The 18,551-nt window shown below is 54.1% G+C and carries 16 protein-coding genes; 10 read left to right on the forward strand and 6 right to left on the reverse strand.

From position 1 onward, the window contains the following. Window positions 1-19: 19 nt before the first annotated feature. Both ACIPZG_RS06165 and ACIPZG_RS06170 read right to left on the reverse strand, forming a co-directional pair. Window positions 20-4,285 carry a hypothetical protein gene (locus ACIPZG_RS06165; protein ID WP_400639479.1) on the reverse strand — a complete coding sequence of 1,422 codons (4,266 nt, stop codon included), beginning with the start codon at window positions 4,283-4,285 and terminating at the stop codon, window positions 20-22. A gap of 646 nt (window positions 4,286-4,931) precedes the next feature. Continuing rightward, entirely contained in the window at window positions 4,932-5,564 is a 633-nt protein-coding gene (locus ACIPZG_RS06170; RefSeq protein ID WP_400639478.1) for an HAD family hydrolase, read from the reverse strand. 104 nt (window positions 5,565-5,668) lie between these two features. On the opposite strand from ACIPZG_RS06170, the gene ACIPZG_RS06175 reads away from it, so the two are divergent. After that, entirely contained in the window at window positions 5,669-5,857 is a 189-nt protein-coding gene (locus ACIPZG_RS06175; RefSeq protein ID WP_400639763.1) for a hypothetical protein, read from the forward strand. A 112-nt stretch (window positions 5,858-5,969) separates the two neighbouring features. On the opposite strand, the gene ACIPZG_RS06180 is transcribed toward ACIPZG_RS06175, so the two are convergent. Then, a complete protein-coding gene (locus tag ACIPZG_RS06180; protein ID WP_400639476.1) occupies window positions 5,970-6,380 on the reverse strand; it encodes a helix-turn-helix domain-containing protein in 411 nt (136 codons plus the stop codon). Window positions 6,381-6,712: 332 nt separating this feature from the next. Between ACIPZG_RS06180 and ACIPZG_RS06185 the strand changes: the two genes are divergently transcribed. Next, window positions 6,713-6,931 (forward strand): hypothetical protein, encoded by a 219-nt coding sequence (locus ACIPZG_RS06185; protein WP_400639475.1) that lies wholly within the window; start codon window positions 6,713-6,715, stop codon window positions 6,929-6,931. Here ACIPZG_RS06185 and ACIPZG_RS06190 read toward each other — a convergent pair. Beyond that, a complete protein-coding gene (locus ACIPZG_RS06190) occupies window positions 6,889-7,416 on the reverse strand; it encodes an SH3 domain-containing protein (protein ID WP_400711159.1) in 528 nt (175 codons plus the stop codon). The genes ACIPZG_RS06185 and ACIPZG_RS06190 overlap by 43 nt on opposite strands. Window positions 7,417-7,847: 431 nt before the next feature. On the opposite strand from ACIPZG_RS06190, the gene ACIPZG_RS06195 reads away from it, so the two are divergent. Beyond that, the gene (locus ACIPZG_RS06195; RefSeq protein WP_400639473.1) at window positions 7,848-8,078 is read left to right on the forward strand and encodes a hypothetical protein; all 231 of its coding nucleotides are present in this window, start codon (window positions 7,848-7,850) and stop codon (window positions 8,076-8,078) included. 24 nt (window positions 8,079-8,102) lie between these two features. Beyond that, window positions 8,103-8,786, forward strand: coding sequence for a metallophosphoesterase (locus ACIPZG_RS06200; RefSeq protein WP_400639472.1), 684 nt, complete (start codon window positions 8,103-8,105; stop codon window positions 8,784-8,786). Window positions 8,787-8,916: 130 nt separating this feature from the next. Here ACIPZG_RS06200 and ACIPZG_RS06205 read toward each other — a convergent pair whose 3' ends face one another. Next, on the reverse strand, window positions 8,917-9,153 hold the full coding sequence (locus tag ACIPZG_RS06205) for a hypothetical protein (protein ID WP_400639471.1): 237 nt from the start codon (window positions 9,151-9,153) through the stop codon (window positions 8,917-8,919). Window positions 9,154-9,482: 329 nt separating this feature from the next. Between ACIPZG_RS06205 and ACIPZG_RS06210 the strand changes: the two genes are divergently transcribed. Both ACIPZG_RS06210 and ACIPZG_RS06215 read left to right on the forward strand, forming a co-directional pair. Further along, on the forward strand, window positions 9,483-9,800 hold the full coding sequence (locus ACIPZG_RS06210; RefSeq protein WP_400639470.1) for a hypothetical protein: 318 nt from the start codon (window positions 9,483-9,485) through the stop codon (window positions 9,798-9,800). Between the two features lie 656 nt (window positions 9,801-10,456). Further along, complete coding sequence (locus ACIPZG_RS06215) at window positions 10,457-10,939, forward strand: hypothetical protein (RefSeq protein ID WP_400639469.1); 483 nt, start codon at window positions 10,457-10,459, stop codon at window positions 10,937-10,939. 43 nt (window positions 10,940-10,982) lie between these two features. Here ACIPZG_RS06215 and ACIPZG_RS06220 read toward each other — a convergent pair whose 3' ends face one another. After that, window positions 10,983-11,519, reverse strand: a complete 537-nt coding sequence (locus ACIPZG_RS06220; protein ID WP_400639468.1) for a hypothetical protein — start codon at window positions 11,517-11,519, stop codon at window positions 10,983-10,985. 349 nt (window positions 11,520-11,868) lie between these two features. Between ACIPZG_RS06220 and ACIPZG_RS06225 the strand changes: the two genes are divergently transcribed. The 4 genes from ACIPZG_RS06225 to ACIPZG_RS06240 all read left to right on the forward strand — a co-directional run bounded on the left by ACIPZG_RS06225 (window position 11,869) and on the right by ACIPZG_RS06240 (window position 18,344). After that, window positions 11,869-12,984 carry a hypothetical protein gene (locus ACIPZG_RS06225; protein WP_400639467.1) on the forward strand — a complete coding sequence of 372 codons (1,116 nt, stop codon included), beginning with the start codon at window positions 11,869-11,871 and terminating at the stop codon, window positions 12,982-12,984. A gap of 826 nt (window positions 12,985-13,810) precedes the next feature. Then, complete coding sequence (locus tag ACIPZG_RS06230) at window positions 13,811-14,140, forward strand: hypothetical protein (RefSeq protein ID WP_400639466.1); 330 nt, start codon at window positions 13,811-13,813, stop codon at window positions 14,138-14,140. A gap of 1,897 nt (window positions 14,141-16,037) precedes the next feature. Further along, the gene (locus ACIPZG_RS06235) at window positions 16,038-17,318 is read left to right on the forward strand and encodes a tyrosine-type recombinase/integrase (protein ID WP_400711162.1); all 1,281 of its coding nucleotides are present in this window, start codon (window positions 16,038-16,040) and stop codon (window positions 17,316-17,318) included. A 585-nt stretch (window positions 17,319-17,903) separates the two neighbouring features. After that, a complete protein-coding gene (locus ACIPZG_RS06240) occupies window positions 17,904-18,344 on the forward strand; it encodes a hypothetical protein (protein WP_400711165.1) in 441 nt (146 codons plus the stop codon). Window positions 18,345-18,551: the final 207 nt, after the last annotated feature.

The raw sequence follows: 18,551 nt of genomic DNA on the forward strand, positions 1-18,551 counted from the left end.
CTTCAATAAATGAGATTTTTCATACCTCTGTATCGCCAGTCCTGACCCGCGCTTCCGCTTGCCCGAGCGTATCAACCGAGGCCTGCTCCCGGATGGCATTCTTAGCCTGCAGTTCTAACTCGTCAGGTGCCCGCTCAGAAGCCTCCGTTTCACTCTGTGGGTCGTCAGGGGGTAACACTTGAGCCAGAAGCGCGCTGTGGTCATCCAAGGTGTAAAGAGGAGCGATGCGCAGGAAAACAATCTGAGCGTTCAGTTTCCTAGGTTGTTCCGGTCGCTGAGCGGCCTGCTTGGTACTAATCAGCATACGCCTGATGAGCGCGAAGTAGGTGGGTGTAAACCCATAATCCTCGAGATAGGCGAACCCTTTCAGGCTACGTTCTAGAAATTCTGTGGGGCAATGTGGATGCCGGAATAGAGGCTCCAGAAGATGCGAAATCAGCTCAAGCATCATTGGAAAATTACACCTGCCGGTTACGAACAACTGGCTGATAAATCCGATTACCATGAATGCTGCAGAGTCAAAATCTACAGCAGGTGCCGCGAGGTAAAGCCGCAAGCTTCTGATGCCCATATTCGCGAAGGCTAGACCTTGATCCATCATCGCGATCAGACTCGGAATGTCTACTGAGACGAAGCTGCGGCCTGCTGCAATCAGCTTGATCAGTGCGCAGGAGTATTCAACGCGCCTAAGCACACCAATATCCTGCATCCCTTTGAGCAGCATTTGAGTCGATGCCGAGTGCACACCAAGTGCCAAGGCCAGTTGAAGCATCCGCGCATCCAGAGAGAGCAGACCAGCGTCGTACTCTTTGCACAACATCAGGGACGCATGCTCCTCCACATCAAGTACGTCCCGTAGCCGATCTAGCTCAGGCGTCGGATGGAGTGGGCCATAGCAAGGCACCACGGTGCAAAAACTGGAAATCGCAATATCGATACTGCTTAGGAAAGCTTGCTCGCGAGCGTGATCATCTTCGGTTTCCTCATGGAATCCCAGCTGCCCCTCATGGGTGAACATCGTGCCGCGCTTGCGGAAGGCCGACGACATTTCGATCTTCATGTCGAGCGATCGTCTAGTTGCGGTGCTGACATAGACTGTCGCCAGGTGACCGAGCACATCCAAAAGCCCCAGCATCGCCAGCTGGGTCAGCATCGACAGATCAACTACCCAGGTGGAGCCATTGAGAGAGCAGGGCAGGACGTCGTGACCTGTCCCCACGACAGTAGAGACTTGCAAGGACGGGCCATCCAGAGGCCAACCCCGCACGAGATCAATGATGTCTCGCCCCAAGCGATTCGCAACCAGACCTAGGGTAAGCGGATTTTGCTCATAGAGCTTGAGTATGCTCTCACCTTGGGATTGATGCTGATCGAGATGCTGTAGGAAGACATTGAAATCCATCTCACCATTGGCATCGGTCGGGATTCTCATCGAAACCAAGGTCTTGCTCGGAACGACGGAGTCCCGAACCCGATTATGAGAAAGCTCCATTAGCCGCTGGTGAATCGTCATGATGCGCCTCACCTCTAAAACCTGCGTGCCCATTAGGTAACTGAACGTCACCTTCTCCGATACGCCTAGGCCGATCAGGCCTAACGCAAACTCCGAATCCGGTGCGATAAACTCACCTACGGATGGATAGTGCGTGTCTCTACCATCGATACTGACATGCCGGATTTCCCCATGCTCGTCAGCCAGCTCTACAGATGCTCCGGGCTCAACTACAGCTAGCGTCTGCTTAACCATGCCCATGATCGAGTCCGCTTCTTCAGTCAGCGTCAGCATCACCTTGACGTGGGTCGCTGCCAACTCAACGTCTTCAAGGTTATTTCGCATGGTGTGGGCAATACGAGCGAGTCCTTTTTCTGCTTGGCCATGGCGCATCTCGATGTTGGCCAACAACAGCAGGTCTGTCGGTGAACCTGCAAGTTCCGACGGAATCTCTGAAATGAGTGCGTTCAGGTCGACAACCCCTTCGCATGCGGCAACCCGGATCAACGTGAGCCAGGGGTTAACATCTTGGCGGTGCTCAGAAACTGTTAACTCCGCAATCTCGCGCATGCGAGCCCAGTCACCGGCACTGTTGAACAGAAACAAAGCCTGTTCCCGGGCTTCAGGCGACTGCCGCCAGGCAGTTGGCATAGAGTCGAGTAGATTTCTCGCCTGCGCATGGCGACCCACCAGGATGTAGCAGTGCAGCAAATCAACGTGCAGCGGCGTAAATGACTCGGCTGGGAGCAGCTTTTCGAACAGAAAAATTGCATCTTCATATCGGTGAGCACGAAGCATTGCTCGAGCTGCCATTGCTAGCTCTTGAGGCTCTGTGCACGCTGGCGCTAGCTCTGCGATTCGATCTACATACTGATTCCGAAGTGCGTCATCGTCTTCGTATGCTCGACTGGCGAAGCACAGGTCAATGACGGAGGTACTGGCCGGAGAGAAATCACGCTCGGCAAGCTCCTTGCGGACGGTTGCCGTATCTGCTGACTGCAACAGCATCTCCCAACTGAGCCGCCGAAGCATGGCCGATACACGAGTCACAATGTCAGACGGAGTCCGCCTTGCCGCCTCATTACGCGCTACCTGTAGAAGTTCATGACGGGACTGGGCCATGCAGGCATGACCAAAGCGGAGCAGGGACTCATCAGGCAAAGTATCGATCACAGCAGAGAATTGATCGGTTACCTCCCTCCAGCGTTGGAGGTCGCACATAGCCTCGACTTCAACCCGAGTCACAGCGGTCGTTATGCTGGCGCCCTTTGTTTTGGCTTGCTGAACAAGCTCGAGCGCTTCCGCGGGACGCTGCAGTAACACCATCGCGTAGGCTAGATTAGCGATAACCTCGCTCACTGTCTTAGCGCTTTGCGAAGCCCAGATCGTATTGTCTCGATCATCAAAGCAAGCCATAGCGTCCGACAAGACTGCTACCTGATGAGCAGATAACGACCTCAGGTTCACTCGCGCCTCATCTTGCGTTGCGAGGCGGATGGCGAAGCGCAGGTAGGACTCAAAGATGAAAAACGTGCAGTCCTGCTTTTCCATCGCTATACGAATGAAGCGAACGGCGCCTTCATCGTCATCCATACCACTGAGAGACGATGCCAGAAGCTGCCATGCCGATGCCTTGTCAGCAAAGATGCTTGGAATTTCGTCCTCGCTCGTCAACCGCTCTCCGGCAAGTAGCCGAGCGTTGGTCGTCACAGCCCAGATATGAAAGGACTCAGGGAACCGATCTAGCAATACGCGACCGATATCTACCGCTGCTTGGTACTCCTCTCGCAACATTCGTGCGCGAACCATAGCAGCGGCTATTCGATCATCTGAGTCACAAAGGCTAGCGGCGGTATCGAAATCCGTCGCTGCGGCTTCGTCAGTGCCTAGGTGCCAGAGGGAGAGTCCACGCAGTAAATACCATCTGGCCTTCTGGTGATCGTCGAAGTCCTTCAGGTCGCTCTCTAAAAGCTCTAATTGCTTCAAGCTGTCTTGGTATAGGTGCTCTCTCTGCCCTTCAGTAATCCGATCCAATTGTCGCGATATGAATGTGTCCGCTGATGATGCAAGGGCCGAAGGCAGATCGTCTGACATGATCAAGCCTTGAGCAGTTGCAGAAACGGAACGCAGTTCACCTAGGTGGCCATCAGTATCTGGAGTCAAGGTGAGGGCAGCTGCCAGCTTGCCGCCGCCACCAGTGAGCCTCAGGCCATTCTCTGCGTGGAAACCCTTCCAAATTGAACGAGTGTGTTGGAACTCCAGGGCCAGGGCGCCCAGATGACGCTGTGCTGTTGCCTCCGAGATTTCGCCTGCAGAGCTATTGAGTTCTGCGCATGCAGCCTGAAGCGAGGCCCACACATCACTGCTCTGGCGCGAGAAAATCCGCTGGCTAATGAGCTGCTTTTGGTTATCGACTTCTATTGAGCTGTCGGAGTCCAAGTCATGCGGCATGAACTTGAGATGAAGAACGAATGGGTATAGGTCGGCCTTGTCCATCTCAGAGCCAGTCTGGAGCTCCACTGCCCGCTTGATCGCAGCGTACGCTTTACGGTTGCTTTCGTTACTAAATCTCTGAGCATGGACACGCACATACCAGTCATCAGCTGAGGCAGACACCATCGCGTAGCGCACAACCTCTACAGCACCTTGCATTGAGGAGCTGCTTGAAGCGTGATACACGATGAGCAGCTCATCTAGGTTGCGCTGAAACCCTGGCTTTCTGAAGTCTGTCCAGGCGAGTCCAACCGCCTCGTTGAAGATCTTGTTGTCGGTGGGTTTCAGCGAACGCTTCATTTGCAGACGCTGTTTTGCGGTCTGGCCAGTGAGGGGATGCAACAAATCGATGATCAGATCATCTGTGTCATGATCGAAAAGTCGCCCTTGGAAAAGTAGCCGGGTGATGACATAGCCATCCCGTGCACCTGGGCATTGCGAACCAAGACACAGAGCAAGCAGGCGGACTGCTTGGACACGGCGCTCGAATGACCCGCCACGATCGCCGGTGGATACCGGACTCGCAACATTTTTTCGGCCGCCTTTAGCAGCCGCATCATTAGGGGCTGGAGCTACCCTTGCGGGCTTTTTCCTTGGAGCCTTGGCCATACCTGGTTCGCAATCCTGAGGTTCGGGCGTATTTTAACGGTCAGCGCGTGCGGTGCGTAGCCGTTTTGCACCGAGATCGCATGATGACCTCTGATTACTCAAACTTGGTTTCCCAATGTGTTTGCAAGGATAGTGCTGGCGCCTATCAGAGCCTGGGGCGCATGTGGGTGCTAGACGCCCTCGACTGTAGGCATCGTGTTCATGCCTATATTATTTTTGATTCCCCAGCCGCGGCTGTCTGAGTCCGATACTGAAGAGTTGTTCATCAATCCAAAGCTTTAGCGTGGCGGCTTTCAAATCTAATGTCGTTCGAACCTACCAAGCGCGCTGGCCGTTGCTAGGATTGCTCGACAACCAGTTTCGCGAATTGCATTAGGTCTCGGATTGCTTCAGTTCCGGATCGATTTAGATAGAAGCCTTTGATGCCAATAGCTCGAGGCCCATCGCGATCGCACCTTGGTGAATCTCCGATCATTGCTACCTGAGCCGCATCTTCGAACAAGTGGCCAGGAACTACCCCGAGATCGTGGCACACGGAGCGGTAGATTGTTGGGTCAGGCTTGATGACCCCGAGCTCGTAGCTGAACGCGTAGGCGTTGAGATCTGGCAGTAGCCGCTTCACCGCCGGCCCGTAGGGTGCAGCAAGATTGCTGCATATGGCAGTAGCGATGCCGTGCTCATGCAGCAGGGCGATCGCATCATGTGCATCCTGGAAGACCTCAATCGAGTCGATCTCGCGCTCAAGAGCTGACTCAATTGCAGCCATGCGGGACGGTGCAACCTGGATGCCGAGCAGGTCAGCAGCATCTCGAATCCGGGCGTTGAGGGTCATCAGTCTGTGGAAATCCACTGAGCAGGGGCGACGGCCATGCTTGGCACCTTCACGCAGCAACTGGCGAAATGGATTTGTGTGCGTACCGATTCGCAGGGTTGTGCCGAATGCGTCGAAGATCACTGTTGTGATTGCCATCCGTATCTCCGTGGTCGATCTGGCGGATGCGAGAGTACACTAAGCCCTCAGATGCAGGATGCCACACCGTTGAGGGTGAACAAGTGAAGAGAACGCTGCTGGGAATGGCTGAAGCCGGCGAGCCGCTGCTCAGGCAAGCGCTTGACGCTATCCGAGCTCAGAACGACGCTCTCGCTCATGGGCTGCCAGCAGAAGAAATCGAACGCCTCCGACTGGAGGCTCATCATCTCTACCAGACAGTTATCGACTACCAATTGCACAGCGCCGGCACACTGGGTGAGTCAGTTCATTGATTGAGGCGAAAAGTGTGACAATTCGCCAAATCCGTGACGACATCCAGTTGGTTCCCCGGCTCCCCACTGAGCAAGCGTGACGGTATGCAAGGGGTTGAGCGAGGCCGATCTTTTAGTCCGCGAATGCTAGTTCCGCCTGCCTAGACTCCCTCATGCCTAAGTGAGTCGTCTTAGGAGCGTTCATGCGAGGGCGGCGAGCAGCGTCGAGTCCTTCCACTTTGATACGAAGGCCTGGAAGCCCACCATCGCGCTGCAGCTCTGAAAGCTCTTCCGTTAGCTTTGACATCAGGTCTACTGGCGTTCGACCTGTGTCTTCACTGAGTGTCAGGGTAAGGAGCGTCAACGGGCTGAGTTCTAGCCGGTTACTGATCTGTCCGAGCTTATCCAGGGTGATGCTGGATTTGCCTAGCTCGAGTTTCGAAAGGTACGTACGGCTTGTTGTGTCGGCGAAGTCACGCTGACTGATGTTGCGCTTGTTGCGGAGCGCGCGGAGTACGCTGGCGAAGGAGGTCTTTAGAGTCATGACGCTTGCTCATCGGCTCGGGCGTAAATGTGCATTTCCTTTTGCTCCGTTCAATGAAGAGGCGGCCACCTGGAAGGCGCTTTCGATAGCAGGCTATCTATGGTTTCAGAGCCTACCATGATTGGTAACTAGGACAAACGACGCGTAGACCTAGATCTGGGACGCCACAATGGTGCCTACGCTTCCTCCACTCAAGGAGCGTATTTTGAACGTTGGTGCGCTGATAGTAGCGCTGCCAAAATACGACCCGGCGCTATCAGTGCTGAACACAGTTCACCGGAGTGATCACGAGGAAGAAGGATCTCAGTAAGGTTTTGCTACCCGACCATCCGATGTACACCGATGCAGTGGATGCTTTGAAACGCTACCACCAGGCTCAAGCCGACGGTGTTACGGGGACTGAGCTTGAGCGCCTTCGTCTCATGGCGGAGCACCAGTTTCAAGCAGTCACCGACTACCAACTGCACGCGCTCGGTGGGCCAGCAGAGCTGAGCACTAGAAGCTCCTGCTACACGCCGTACCGCTTGTTCCCTCCAGAGGTGATGCAGTAGCGACCCCCTCTTGGGCCTATACAGATTCGACCAGAGGAGCAGGGACACGATGAGCCAATTTCGGGCGTGTTGATGCGCGCTGGTTGGGGAGCCGGGCGGTCACTTTTAGGCCGCGGGGTGGCAAAGCAGTTGGAACCGCTGCAGAGGTTTCTGGAAGAAATCCATCGTTGCGGTTGGCCATCGAGACTGATGCGCGCCCATTCCTCTTTCTGCTCATAGACCTGCACCTTTTCCCCACGCTTCAGGCTGGATATCACTTTACCTCCTGGTTGAGCGCGCAGATTCAGCTTATCCGCGTTGACGAAATGCTCAGGTGCTGACGCTTGTGTCGGTTGTGGTGCTGGTGATGAGGTTGATGCCAAAGTGCTTACCGGTGCCTGGCTGACTGACGGCTCAGTTTTGGGCGTGTCCTTCTTGCCAACAGCCCAGCCCACCACGAAGAGAACCAGCAGCATCAGAAACCATGACTGACCATTTTTGCGCATATCCTTTGCACCCTCGAAGTGAGATCTGTCCTTTACAAGCAGTAGTCGGCGGGATCGCCGCACCACCGAACGGCTCAGTTCGGCAATGTACGCCTGCAGAGCGATTTTCCATCCGCCATCGCTGAAGATATTCAGCTTAGCCGAGCGGCACGGATGGGAAGGGCAAGCCGTCTAGGCGGTCTCGATCAGTCTCGTAGATATCACCAGATGAGAGACAACAAGCGGAGCGCGCCGGCGTGACGGATGGACGCCCGAAGCGACGAGACGTCGCGTACGACGATCGCTCGGTTCACGACAGCCGGCTCCGAAAGGACACGCCCACGCCCTCGCGGCTACCTGTCGTAGTAGAATCCTCCGAGCTGACGTTCGGATCGTCTTTGTCGCCGGCACATGAAGCATTTTAAGGAGCAACACCTGTGTTCAGGACGTTCATGGATTTGATCTTCGTGGTGAGCGTGGCTTTGACTGTACTCGCGCTCATCCTTATACCGTGTGTGATCCTGTGCCTCGGAGTGCTGCTCGTGCTCGGCATCGATGACAGGTTTGTGAGCCCCATTGTGGCTTACATTGCGTTTCCACAGGCCGTCATCATCAGCGGGTATTTGCTGCTTCACTACTGGAGGCAAATCACCGAAATTATCAAGTCGATGACACCATGGTGATGTAGGAATGCGTGGGGGAAGCGAGTGATTTGGTTTCTGGGTGACGTACACGGACGCTTTGATCATGTCATCAGGTTGGTGAAGCGTGATCGTCCTGAGGCAGTGGTATTCCTGGGTGACCTCGAATGCAGTTTGCCCTTGGACATGATCCTGCGCCCGATCTTGGAGCTGACAGAAATCTGGTTCATTCACGGCAACCATGACACGGATCGTCCGGCCTACTGGCATAACCTCCATGGCTGCGGCCTCTCTGATCGCAGCCTGCATCGCCGGGTAGTGGAGATTGCTGGCCATCGTATAGCAGGCCTGGGTGGCACCTTCGAGTCGCAAATTTGGTTACCAGGTAGCCCCGATACCGGCATCCAAAATTACGGGGACTTCCTTCAGCACCTAGCGCTCAGGCCACAGCAGGCAGACATACTCGCGACGAAAAGGCAGCACGCGCTGTCAGCAATTTACCCGGATGATTACTTCTCGCTCGCAATGGAGAAGGCGGATATCTTGGTCTGTCATGAGGCCCCTAGCTGTCATCCATACGGACACTCGGAGATCAATGAGCTTGCCCACGCCATGGGGGTTAAAATGGTCGTTCATGGCCATCATCACGACTGTCTGGATTACAGGTTGGATTGGCCGAATCTGGGGTTTGAGGCTTACGGCGTTGCGTTCAGGTCGGTCATGGCTGTAAACGGCCAGGTCATCCTCTGACCGATATCAATAAGCTGTGGGCGCAAGCGGAGCGCGCCGGCGTGACGGATGGAAGCCCGAAGGGTCGAGACGTCGTCGACGACGGCTTGATTCACGACAGCCGGCCCTGGCAGGGCACGCCCTCATCGCTCTACAGGTCTTTCAACATCCGCTCCAATGTCTGATGCTCCCAAGTCGACAGCAAAGCAACCGGATCTGTTCGATCACCTGGGTCGAATTCCCAGCGCTGCCCATCGGGACTCACACATCTCTCGCAGTAGTCCAGCTCATCACAGTCGTTGTAGATCGTGATTCGCCATCCCTCTACATCGACCTCGAAATGGCAGGCGTATAGCTGTTCCCAGGACTCGTTACCGACCTTGGCCATTGTCCGGCGTCCAAGCACGACCTCTCGCAGCACCTGGCAGACTTCCCGAGCAGTCAGCGTGCCTAATGGCGTGTCGTTGTAGTTTTCTGTATGGTGTTTTTGCGTCGGCTTCTGCTCATAAAAGGTCAGCGTTGATGAAGCACGCAGGTTCGCGTGCTTGCTCTGAACTGCAGAACAGATCAGGTTAACACGAGAAGCCTCAGATCCCCCATCGAGCGGCTGCCCGGGCGGTGCATGGCCGTGAGGAGTACAAATGTACTCGCCATCTAGCTGCAGTCTTCGAAGCGTTTTGAATGTCGGTCATGTAACCACACACGAGATCTGCCCCTATGCATCCAACAACGCCGGACGGTCGCTACCTCGTAGTCAATGGTCAGCTCTGGCGCTGCAGCAACCCCGCGTTGCCTGATGAGGAGCGTCAGCACCTGGTGCACGACTTGATGGAAGCCCGGCGAGCCGTGAAGGAAGCCAAAGCACTGGGTGATGGCGACAAGCTACATGCCGCTCGAGCAGCGGTGGACTTGGCGAAAGTGGCACTAGGGGAGAGGGGCCCGGTGTGGTGGGATGACGGTAGCCCGGACTACAACCGCCACAAGGCGATCAACACGCCCTACGCTGAATGGTACCGCTCACTGTCCGAGCCATAGCGATCATATGCTCGGAGTTGATTTATGGCGTCATGGCACACAGACACTAAGATGGCACCTGACGAAGCGCCATCTACCTTTCTTCATCGAGTTCAAGGCGCCCGTCAGCGGAGAAGATTGCGTCTGCGCAGCCGTGGACGCAATTCCTTAGTGACGATCTCCCCCGACAGCGAAACGGAATCTGCTGTCCAGAGAGATTATTGCTAGGAGATAATTATTGCTTAACCATAATTTCAAATAATTATTCGCCCCCTAATCGGCCCGACCACTGCGCTCGCACCACGATCACCAACCAATCTCGCTAGCTCTTCGACCGCGGCACGCAGTGCGTCCTGGTTGTGGCTTAAGCGCTCAAGGACTTCAGCGGATGTCCATAGCTCTTTCATGAATAACGTGTCTTGGTGAGATTGGCGGTAGACCTTTAATCACGGCTTCCCTCTCATCTGAGGCGAGGGTTGGTATAGTCATCGACACTTCGGGCTCGAAGAGGCCGGCTGAATCGTTGCGAGGTTTTCTTAATGAGTTTGTATAACGAGCCTTACGAATGTGGCTTGGAGGTGGGTAGGAAATCACGGACGATTCAGTCAAAGATTGACTAGCTAGATTTGCGTGCTAAACCTCAAACTACTAGCAAAAAATAATAGCAGAGGCTATGCATGTCCAATGATAACCGACCCAAGCTAAGGCTCATCAAGACAGGCTCCAAGTTAAGCATGCCTTTGTTTCGCAATCCGGCGAAGGTCGAACTTGCGCCTATGGCATTGTGCGAGCCAGCGGATGCTTGCCAGTCCACATCTGCTAGTCCTTGGCCGCACAAAATTTCATTCGACCTGCAGTCCATTGATGCCGGCTCACTGCGCGGAATCATAGACGTCGCCCATGAGCCATCAATGCTTCATCCGGAGGCTGAGATGATCGTAGAATGGGCTTTCCGCTCGGGCTGTCTCGACCAAAGCATCAGTAAGCGGGCCGTGTGGGAAAACGTAAGGGCTAAGTGCCGGGAGGCGGGCATTAAGTCTCCGCCCTACCAGGCTGTGGCCAAGCGCATTGATTGCTTGTTTTCGCTTGAGGTGTTGCGTTTCCACCCGCTGACCCGCGAGAAATACGCGCGAAACTCTGGCGATGAATCTGTGGATTAACCCGAACCTGTCTTTGCCGTCTCCACATTGCGAATGGCTGATTTCATGTCGCTCCACCCCACGTACTCCATGAGCGTTTTGATGCCCCAGCCTGAGCTTGAGGCCCACGTGGCAAATCACTCCTGGATACTTGAGCAGACTGAAGGGAGACAGCGCTGTCGTCCGCAGTAAACGAGCTTTTGACTGGGATCGCTTTCATTCCAAGAGCTGCCAGGCGGCGATCTTCCTGTTCCTTAGCTTCACGATCCTTGACCATCTTTTGCAAGAGGACACTCCCGGTCGCGGCTTCGGGTGAGCCTGGGTAGCGGGAGGTTAACGCTTCCAAAGCGGCTTTTGCTGCTGTTTCGTTCCCGGTATCGACCGCTTTTCTCACCTGCGCCAAGGACACTGGCGGTGTCTCTTTGAGAACCTTATTTTCCTGTTCAAGCTGGCTGATCCTACTGTTCGCAGCTGCGATCTGTGTCTGAAGAGATTTGACGTCTCCACGAAGACTCTCCGCCTGCTTTTTATAGGCTTCGCCCCCATCCCCACATCCGGTAAGAGAGAGTACCAAGCAGGCCACCACCAGATCATTTCTCACATCGAACTCCTTGAGCTACCAGCTTCCACGTAGATGGCAATTTACCATCATGCCGCTATTGTCGGAATGGGATTCGCAGTCGAATCAGGGGATCAGCCCGTTTCTTGGCGCGGCTTGCGCCTCCGGTGCGAAGCTGTGCTAGGAGTGCTCGTAGCATACAGTGCAACCATATTGGAACTCCTCTTGCCGAGCTGAGATCTTGGACTACATTAACAAGAGGCTGCCTCGCCTAAGCTCTGGTCGACTTGAAGAGGTTATCCGCCAAACACATCCTCCCAGCATCTTATGACTCACCTGTCTTGCGACAGATAAAACGACCAGCAGCAAAACAGGGCTTGAGGATCATGAGATGGCCAACATTCTCACCCACGCTGCTCGTCATGCTAAAGCGGCACTCCTTGCTGCAGGCATTGAACTGGGGCATGCGAAAATTCAGGAAGTCCTGGCTGCGCTCCTTGGCTACCACACCTACAGTGCACTGAAACAGGAAGAGGATGATCAAGAGCTCGAGCATCATCTGTCCGATGCAGAGTTCGTCATTCTCCATCAAGAGTTAGGCGTATGCCGTGCTGCTGACGTCTCCGAGCTTCCGGGTGAGGTGGTACCCAGGTGCATCGCGGCGCTGGAGGAATGCCTGGCAGTTCGGGTTCTCCCAAACACGGACGCTTACCTTGAGCGTCATGGAACGGCGGCAGCAGTCGCAGCTTTGACAAACCTCTCGACGCAGGGATTGCACCTTGGGGCAGATTGGAGCTCGAGCGTTAAGCCGAGTACTGGCCTACGTTTCTCAGTTCAGCAGCCTGTCTGGGAATCGCGTCATTTATGGCACGTGCATGCCCATGTCTCATTGCAGAGCATCGCTCCTGTAGCGGAGCCTCTGAAAATCGATGTAGTACTGCTATATGCGAAAGCGGGCCGCTCTGGCTTGATCTTGAAGGGGGTTAAGCCAGTAGTGGATACCACCGCGACGATTGGGTTCATGCGAGTGGATCTGTCGGTTCAAAGGGATGACGCTTCACTTGTTCGACCTTGGGTCGCTATCGTCCTCGATACCTACTCCGATACTGTCTTGGGAAGCGCTGTTTCATTGACCGATGATCTAGCTCTGCTAGGGGTCAACGATTTGACCAACGCAATTAATTCGACTGCGCCTGGTGATAATGAAGAAGGAAATGGAAGCAAAGTTTACCGCATTACCAAGCTCGAGATCGATCACTCCTATGCTTCTGCGAGGGTGAAAGAAACGGCCCAGTTAGCTGGGATTGAAATCATTGACCGCAATAATCGCATTCAGTGGAGGGGACGAGCAGAAGCCATCATGCGCAGTATTTATATGCCCACAGCGAAGAACCCGCCGAGCCTACTTAGAGTGAGTTCTCTTTCCGATATTGAAACGGTGACGGAAGAGCAATTTGTGCAGCTTTTCCAAATAAGCTGCAAGCACACGCCACGTCGGCCGGTGTAGGCGGGTTACACCTGTACAGCGTTCTAAGTGCAACGCGGTCATACGCAGCTACCTGTGTGGGAGCCATGTTGCAAGTCAGCAGCTTAGCCGGTCATGAGGGAAGGGCGCCGAGATCTCGAATCTATCGGAAATTCGGGCTCGAAGAGACCGGCTCATAGCGAAGGGCACTGAGAAGAAGTGGTCGCATAGGTCTGGAGCACCAAGCCGGGCGCCCATCCTGGTTGCGATCAAAACCTCGGCCTTAAGTGATTTCGCTTCCACACACAGACTGTGAGCCTGCCTCTTGTGCTTTCACCACCTCACCAATAGGCCACCGGCCTGTGCGAGCCACGCAGACGCGGGCAAACGCCGTAATCTCGAAGAAGAGATTAAACATAAATTGCCAGCGTCAGGATAAGCATGGCGAAGGCCAGTGCTATGGATGCATCAATCTAGGGCGCCGCGCTCTTGCTGAGGATGACTTCGTATCAACAAACGCTATTAATTGACGCGTGTGCCGCAAAAAAAAAATCCTAGGGATATTTTCTGTCAACAAATAGCTAGTGATGCCAGAAACTCGATTCTTATCGATTAGGATGCAGCTCATCAATAAGCCTAAAATGTCACCTTCCCGCCGGAACGGCGGCTCGATGCCCGTCAATAAACGATTTTATGCGGACTGTTACCGATTCTGAGATGATGACAGCCGACTCAATGCCAGGTGATTTCCTTGCCTACCCACATGATTAATCTTACCTATCGTGACGGCGCCAGATCAGACAGGCGGCACGGGTTGCCCGCTCTGTACGCTACAATTCGAGAAGGAGACCGTGGAGCCAAGCCCCTTATGAACGCCCCAAACCGCCACGAGGCCATACGCCTCGCTCAACAGCGCATATGTGAGCTGGAGCAGGAGATTAGCGTCCTTCAGGAAGGGGAGGAGACGCCAGATGCCGATTTCTCACAGAAGCTCAGCAAGCTGATGAGGAAATACCGGCTCAGCGCAGATGAGGTGATAGCGCTCTTGCTTGTCAGAGGTGATGTGGATCAAAAATCCGTGAGCCTTGAGACCGTGTTGAAGCTTCGGTACATCCTGGGGCTCAAAGACGTCCAAGCATCACACAGTTCTGAAAAACCTTTTCGGGTGAGAGGCTGGGTCAATGTCGATGTCGAGTAAGCGCAACAGAGCACTGGATGGGCTTGTCAAAGAGGGCTTTTTCGATGTCGAGAGTGTCGCGCGCCTCTTCGAAATTAACAGTGTCATCGGTCAAAAATACGCAGAGGCATGCGCAGAACTAGAGGTACCCAGGGTAGCAAGCATGGTGCGCTTCTTGGCTGAGTTAGATAGCCTAGCGAAACAGCATTCTGTCTCACCTCAACAGGTCATAGCTTTGCTAGATCCTGATCATTTTCAGCGGAAGGGTAAACATCCGAAGGGCGCCGAGCATCAAGAATGTTGAAATAACTCGACTAAATATTCATTTAGTTGAGTTGGAATCGAGCACGCATAAAAAAGAAGGGGAGTCTGGCGTTTATTGCTTATGAATGCAACGAATCTAGGAAGTATTCCTAAGCTTTAGAGCTCCGGCCTCTGTTCTCGATGGTTCACAGCGTGGGCTAACTAGCAGCCTGGCGGTTGAAGTGGCTAGACATCCTATCAGCAATCTGGCGTGGACGCCTCAGCGTCAACTGGCGTTGATTACCTGCATTTGCATAGTGAGCCACAGGCCTCGTTGCTAGCTGCCTGTCATACACAGGTGCCGTAGCGCCTAAATTTCTTCTTGAGGCATTAAGGTAAAAATTGCTTCTTATCAAAGATCTCGGCCATTGGTCAGAAAAAGTGCAGCTCTCAACGGTGCTGTGATTTCATCGATAATTGATCGTGGTTTACCAACGCAAGTCGACTGGTGCGGCTGAGGCTCTGCTAAGCACGATTGAGGTTGCATGTGCGCAGTGGAAACGTACAAAACCTTCTAGATGCGAGGAAGATGTAGCCGAGAAGCAAGATTGCACCCATGGCATCACTGGACAGAACTTAGAAACCGGTCTACCAGGTGCGCACCCAATCTGATCAGCAAATGGGATCAGAATGTGGTTGAAAATGGGCTTAGGCCGATTTACTTCCGCGATTGGGGTCAGAAAGGCTTCCGTGTACTGTTCAGGGATTAGTTCCGAAAACGACCTAAGAATTACTTCCGAGGACTAGGGCCTGGCTTCAAATCTGGCCACCCACGGGCCACCACCAAAATACACAGATGCGCATAATGCATATTATGTTAAATCTCGTAATTGGACGGCGACACGTCAGTAGACCTTTTCAGCAATCACCGGCATCGTTGTCAGCATTCACCGAACCCTTTCGCTCTCAGCCGCTTAGCACCGCTTCTGAACCCAAACTCTTATGAGGCTGTCGCTAAATGAGGCGACTCACCAGTAGTCATGCTTAACCCATTGATCTGATTAAATAAAATTGACAATCAAGGCAATGCCCTGCGAATTAAAGCGACATCTGTGCAGCTCAGCCTCATCATCTGAAGTCAAAGTGCCCTATTTTTTGAGTCAGACACGATTCCTAAACCCTTTAGCGTTAGCAATTAATGAGGAGTTTTTCCCACTCTTCGGAGTAAACGTCGTGAATCGACGAAAAATCCTCCCTTCAGATTGCAAGATTGAGGCGACTTTCCCGCACTCGTGCAACAGATTGAGGCGACTTCCCCAGGTTTTGGAATCAATAAGGCGACTTTCCCACGCCTTGGAAGTAATAAGGCTACTTTCCAGCAGCACCGCTGCTGCGTTAAAAATATGGCTTTAAGGATGTTTGTGCAGGTTTATATCAGTTAGGGAGTATAGGAAAGTCTCCAAATTTAAGAGCGTTTGATGAGCGTATTTGCCTAAACCTGAAGGAGCGCGGCAAGACATCTGTCATTGATCCAGTCACAGCACTCTCATGTTGCGCCTAGCTAGGCTTGTCGTTACCATCAGTGAATCGACGCTTTTTCTTCGAAAAAGGTTGAAACTTCCGATTACTGTCATAACTGGAAGTCTATTGTCTTCAAAACTCTGGCTGGTATTCCATGGCGCGCGCACCCCAACCCTTGTTCGAAACCTACGATAACTTCATCGAGCAAGACTTCAGTTTGCAGGGTTCCTCGCTCGCCTGCGTCGCTTCCTTTTTGGATGAGTGTCAAGCGGCTTTGGATCCTGATCGTGGCTACGCTGCGGTGCGTGCATTCCTGCGCGCGTTTTCCGACAACGCGCAGACGTTCAACTCGTACCGCAGTCATACGGAGCGCTTGTTGCTGTGGGCGCTGCTGGTCCAAGGGAAACCGCTGAACCAGCTCAAGCGCCAGGATGCGCAAGATTATCTGGATTTCTGTCGAAACCCGCCGGCTGACTGGGTGGGTCCGGTGACCCGCAGCCGCTTCCTGAATAACCCAGCAGCGATGGATGCTCGTGATGGCTGGATACCTAATCCGAAATGGCATCCTTTTAACATTAAGTCTCGCAAGGCGGCGGCCACAGAATCGCCCAGCGCCCAGCACTATCAAGCGGCGAATGGCACGTTAAACCAAGTGTTTACCGTCTGCAGCCGGTTCTATGAATTTCTAATCGAAGACGGTTTCGCCCAAACGAATCCGTTTCGCCTCCTCAAGAAAGGCAACCGATTTTCTACGCAAGAAACTGAAGTTGCTTCTTCGCGGGCACTTACGCCCCTGCAATGGGACTTTGTCCTGGATACCGTTGAGGAAATGGCAAACGCTGAGCCGGAGCGGCATGAACGAACCTTGTTTATTGTTGCCACCTTGTTCGCCATGTACCTGCGTGTTTCAGATCTCGCCGGCCGAAAGAATTGGAAACCCACCATGGGTGACTTTCGCTTAGATGATGAAGGCAACTGGTGGTACTTCGCGGTGGGTAAAGGCAACAAGGCGGCCAAGATTGCCGTGCGGGATATCTACGTAGAGCGATATTTAAAACGCTATCGGCGATTCCTGGGGCTCCCCGAATTACCTCATCCAGGAGAAAGTACGCCGCTGATCAAAACACTCAAGGGTCGAGCAGGCTTGTCTGACCGACAGATCCGCGCCCTCCTCCAAGCTGTTTTTGATAAAGCCGTGGACAAGATGCGCAGCGAAGGTCGCGCTCATCATGAGATGGAAAGCCTGCGCTGTGCCTCTGCGCACTGGCTGCGTCACACCTCCGCCACGTTTGACGCTCCGCTGCGCAATCCTAAGGACCTGCAGGAAGACCTGCGTCACAGCAACCTCAGCACGACCCAGAACACCTACTATCACGCGCATGACCAAGAACGCGCGCATTCGGTGAAGCGCATCGGCATGCGCGACCGCGGTTAAGCTTGGATTGCCCACTCGTCGATTGCCAGCTTGCCGTCCCACATGGATGGAAGCCATTTTTCTAGGAGTTCACAGTGAAAATTACCGGGCTGGTCGAGGTTGAGGCCGTCACTGACGTGACTTGTGACGTCTGCGGTTGTTCTACGCGCAGGGCCGCGGGCGGTTATCAGTATGGAACCCTACAAGCCCACTGGGGGTATGGCAGCGAGCACGACGGTCAGCGATTCGAGGTTCACCTCTGTGAGCACTGCTTTTTTCAGACTTTGGCGTACATAAAGCAAGAGCGACGCGTTCAACAGCTGTTCAGTGATGAGCCGTCTGCTGTGACTGATGATTTGGGCCTGGTTGCCCAGGACGATTACTTCCAGGACACGGGCCGCCGTTGATGAGTCGATTATCGACATCGACCAGCCAGTGGCCTCGCCCTAATGAGCGGGCTTCCGCGAGTGGCATTTACCTTGGGCAAACGGTCGACCAGGACCAGCATTGAAAAATCTGAATTAATGTTGATCTATCTCTTGGCGGGCAGCTCGGCACTGGCTTGTTGTGCCCTCTCCCCTTAATGCTTAAGGAGCGTCTTGCAGAATGCGGGCAATTCCAAAGGCGAGGAACCTTTCCCGCCGAGAGGCCATTTTTCAGTCCAAGGCACAGGCCAGGGTCATAGCCAGTGGAGATTGGCTCACCTGGTCAGAGCTGAATGCACTGTTGCCGGCGGTGGCTGAGGGACGCAGCGACGGCGCTCCTGGCCGGTACACAGACGGTGCGATGTTCTCTGTTCACTACGAGGGTGTGGAGTACTTCCCGCGTTACGCCGTCGAATCACTCAGCCTGGCCATAGGGTCCCCGGGAATGCAGCGCGTCATCGCTGTGCTGGCCACCAGGATGAATGGCTGGGGCATGGCTTTGTGGTTCGAATCATCGAATTCGTATTTGGCGGGTAAGCTGCCGAAAGACATCATATCCTCCGACCCCGACGCGGTTGTTCAAGCCGCACAGGAGGAGATAGATGGGGCCTCGCATGGCTAGCGCTGCTCGTGGCTAGGCCCATCCTCGCGCCTCGCTCGCTATACCCGAGAGACAAAACCGCATTATTTAACTACGCCCTCCTCCATCCAGGCTCGCTGCCTGCAGTCTTCGGCAGTGTTAGTTAGGAATGCTCCACGATTCTCGATACGGTTTCCCGTACAGGCCAATTGAAAATGGGGAGCAGCGGCGGTGGCCATAGGCATTTGG

The organism is Pseudomonas sp. NPDC089395 (assembly GCF_044749525.1).
Lineage (GTDB): Bacteria > Pseudomonadota > Gammaproteobacteria > Pseudomonadales > Pseudomonadaceae > Aquipseudomonas.

Bases quoted from the DNA above. Each gene is read 5' to 3' on its own strand.
- ACIPZG_RS06165 (WP_400639479.1), bottom strand. From the start codon at position 4,285: ATGAAGCGTTCGCTGAAACCCACCGACAACAAGATCTTCAACGAGGCG.
- ACIPZG_RS06170 (WP_400639478.1), bottom strand. From the start codon at position 5,564: ATGGCAATCACAACAGTGATCTTCGACGCATTCGGCACAACCCTGCGA.
- ACIPZG_RS06175 (WP_400639763.1), top strand. From the start codon at position 5,669: ATGGCTGAAGCCGGCGAGCCGCTGCTCAGGCAAGCGCTTGACGCTATC.
- ACIPZG_RS06180 (WP_400639476.1), bottom strand. From the start codon at position 6,380: ATGACTCTAAAGACCTCCTTCGCCAGCGTACTCCGCGCGCTCCGCAAC.
- ACIPZG_RS06185 (WP_400639475.1), top strand. From the start codon at position 6,713: ATGTACACCGATGCAGTGGATGCTTTGAAACGCTACCACCAGGCTCAA.
- ACIPZG_RS06190 (WP_400711159.1), bottom strand. From the start codon at position 7,416: ATGCGCAAAAATGGTCAGTCATGGTTTCTGATGCTGCTGGTTCTCTTC.
- ACIPZG_RS06195 (WP_400639473.1), top strand. From the start codon at position 7,848: ATGGATTTGATCTTCGTGGTGAGCGTGGCTTTGACTGTACTCGCGCTC.
- ACIPZG_RS06205 (WP_400639471.1), bottom strand. From the start codon at position 9,153: ATGGCCAAGGTCGGTAACGAGTCCTGGGAACAGCTATACGCCTGCCAT.
- ACIPZG_RS06210 (WP_400639470.1), top strand. From the start codon at position 9,483: ATGCATCCAACAACGCCGGACGGTCGCTACCTCGTAGTCAATGGTCAG.
- ACIPZG_RS06215 (WP_400639469.1), top strand. From the start codon at position 10,457: ATGTCCAATGATAACCGACCCAAGCTAAGGCTCATCAAGACAGGCTCC.
- ACIPZG_RS06225 (WP_400639467.1), top strand. From the start codon at position 11,869: ATGGCCAACATTCTCACCCACGCTGCTCGTCATGCTAAAGCGGCACTC.
- ACIPZG_RS06230 (WP_400639466.1), top strand. From the start codon at position 13,811: ATGAACGCCCCAAACCGCCACGAGGCCATACGCCTCGCTCAACAGCGC.
- ACIPZG_RS06235 (WP_400711162.1), top strand. From the start codon at position 16,038: ATGGCGCGCGCACCCCAACCCTTGTTCGAAACCTACGATAACTTCATC.
- ACIPZG_RS06240 (WP_400711165.1), top strand. From the start codon at position 17,904: ATGCGGGCAATTCCAAAGGCGAGGAACCTTTCCCGCCGAGAGGCCATT.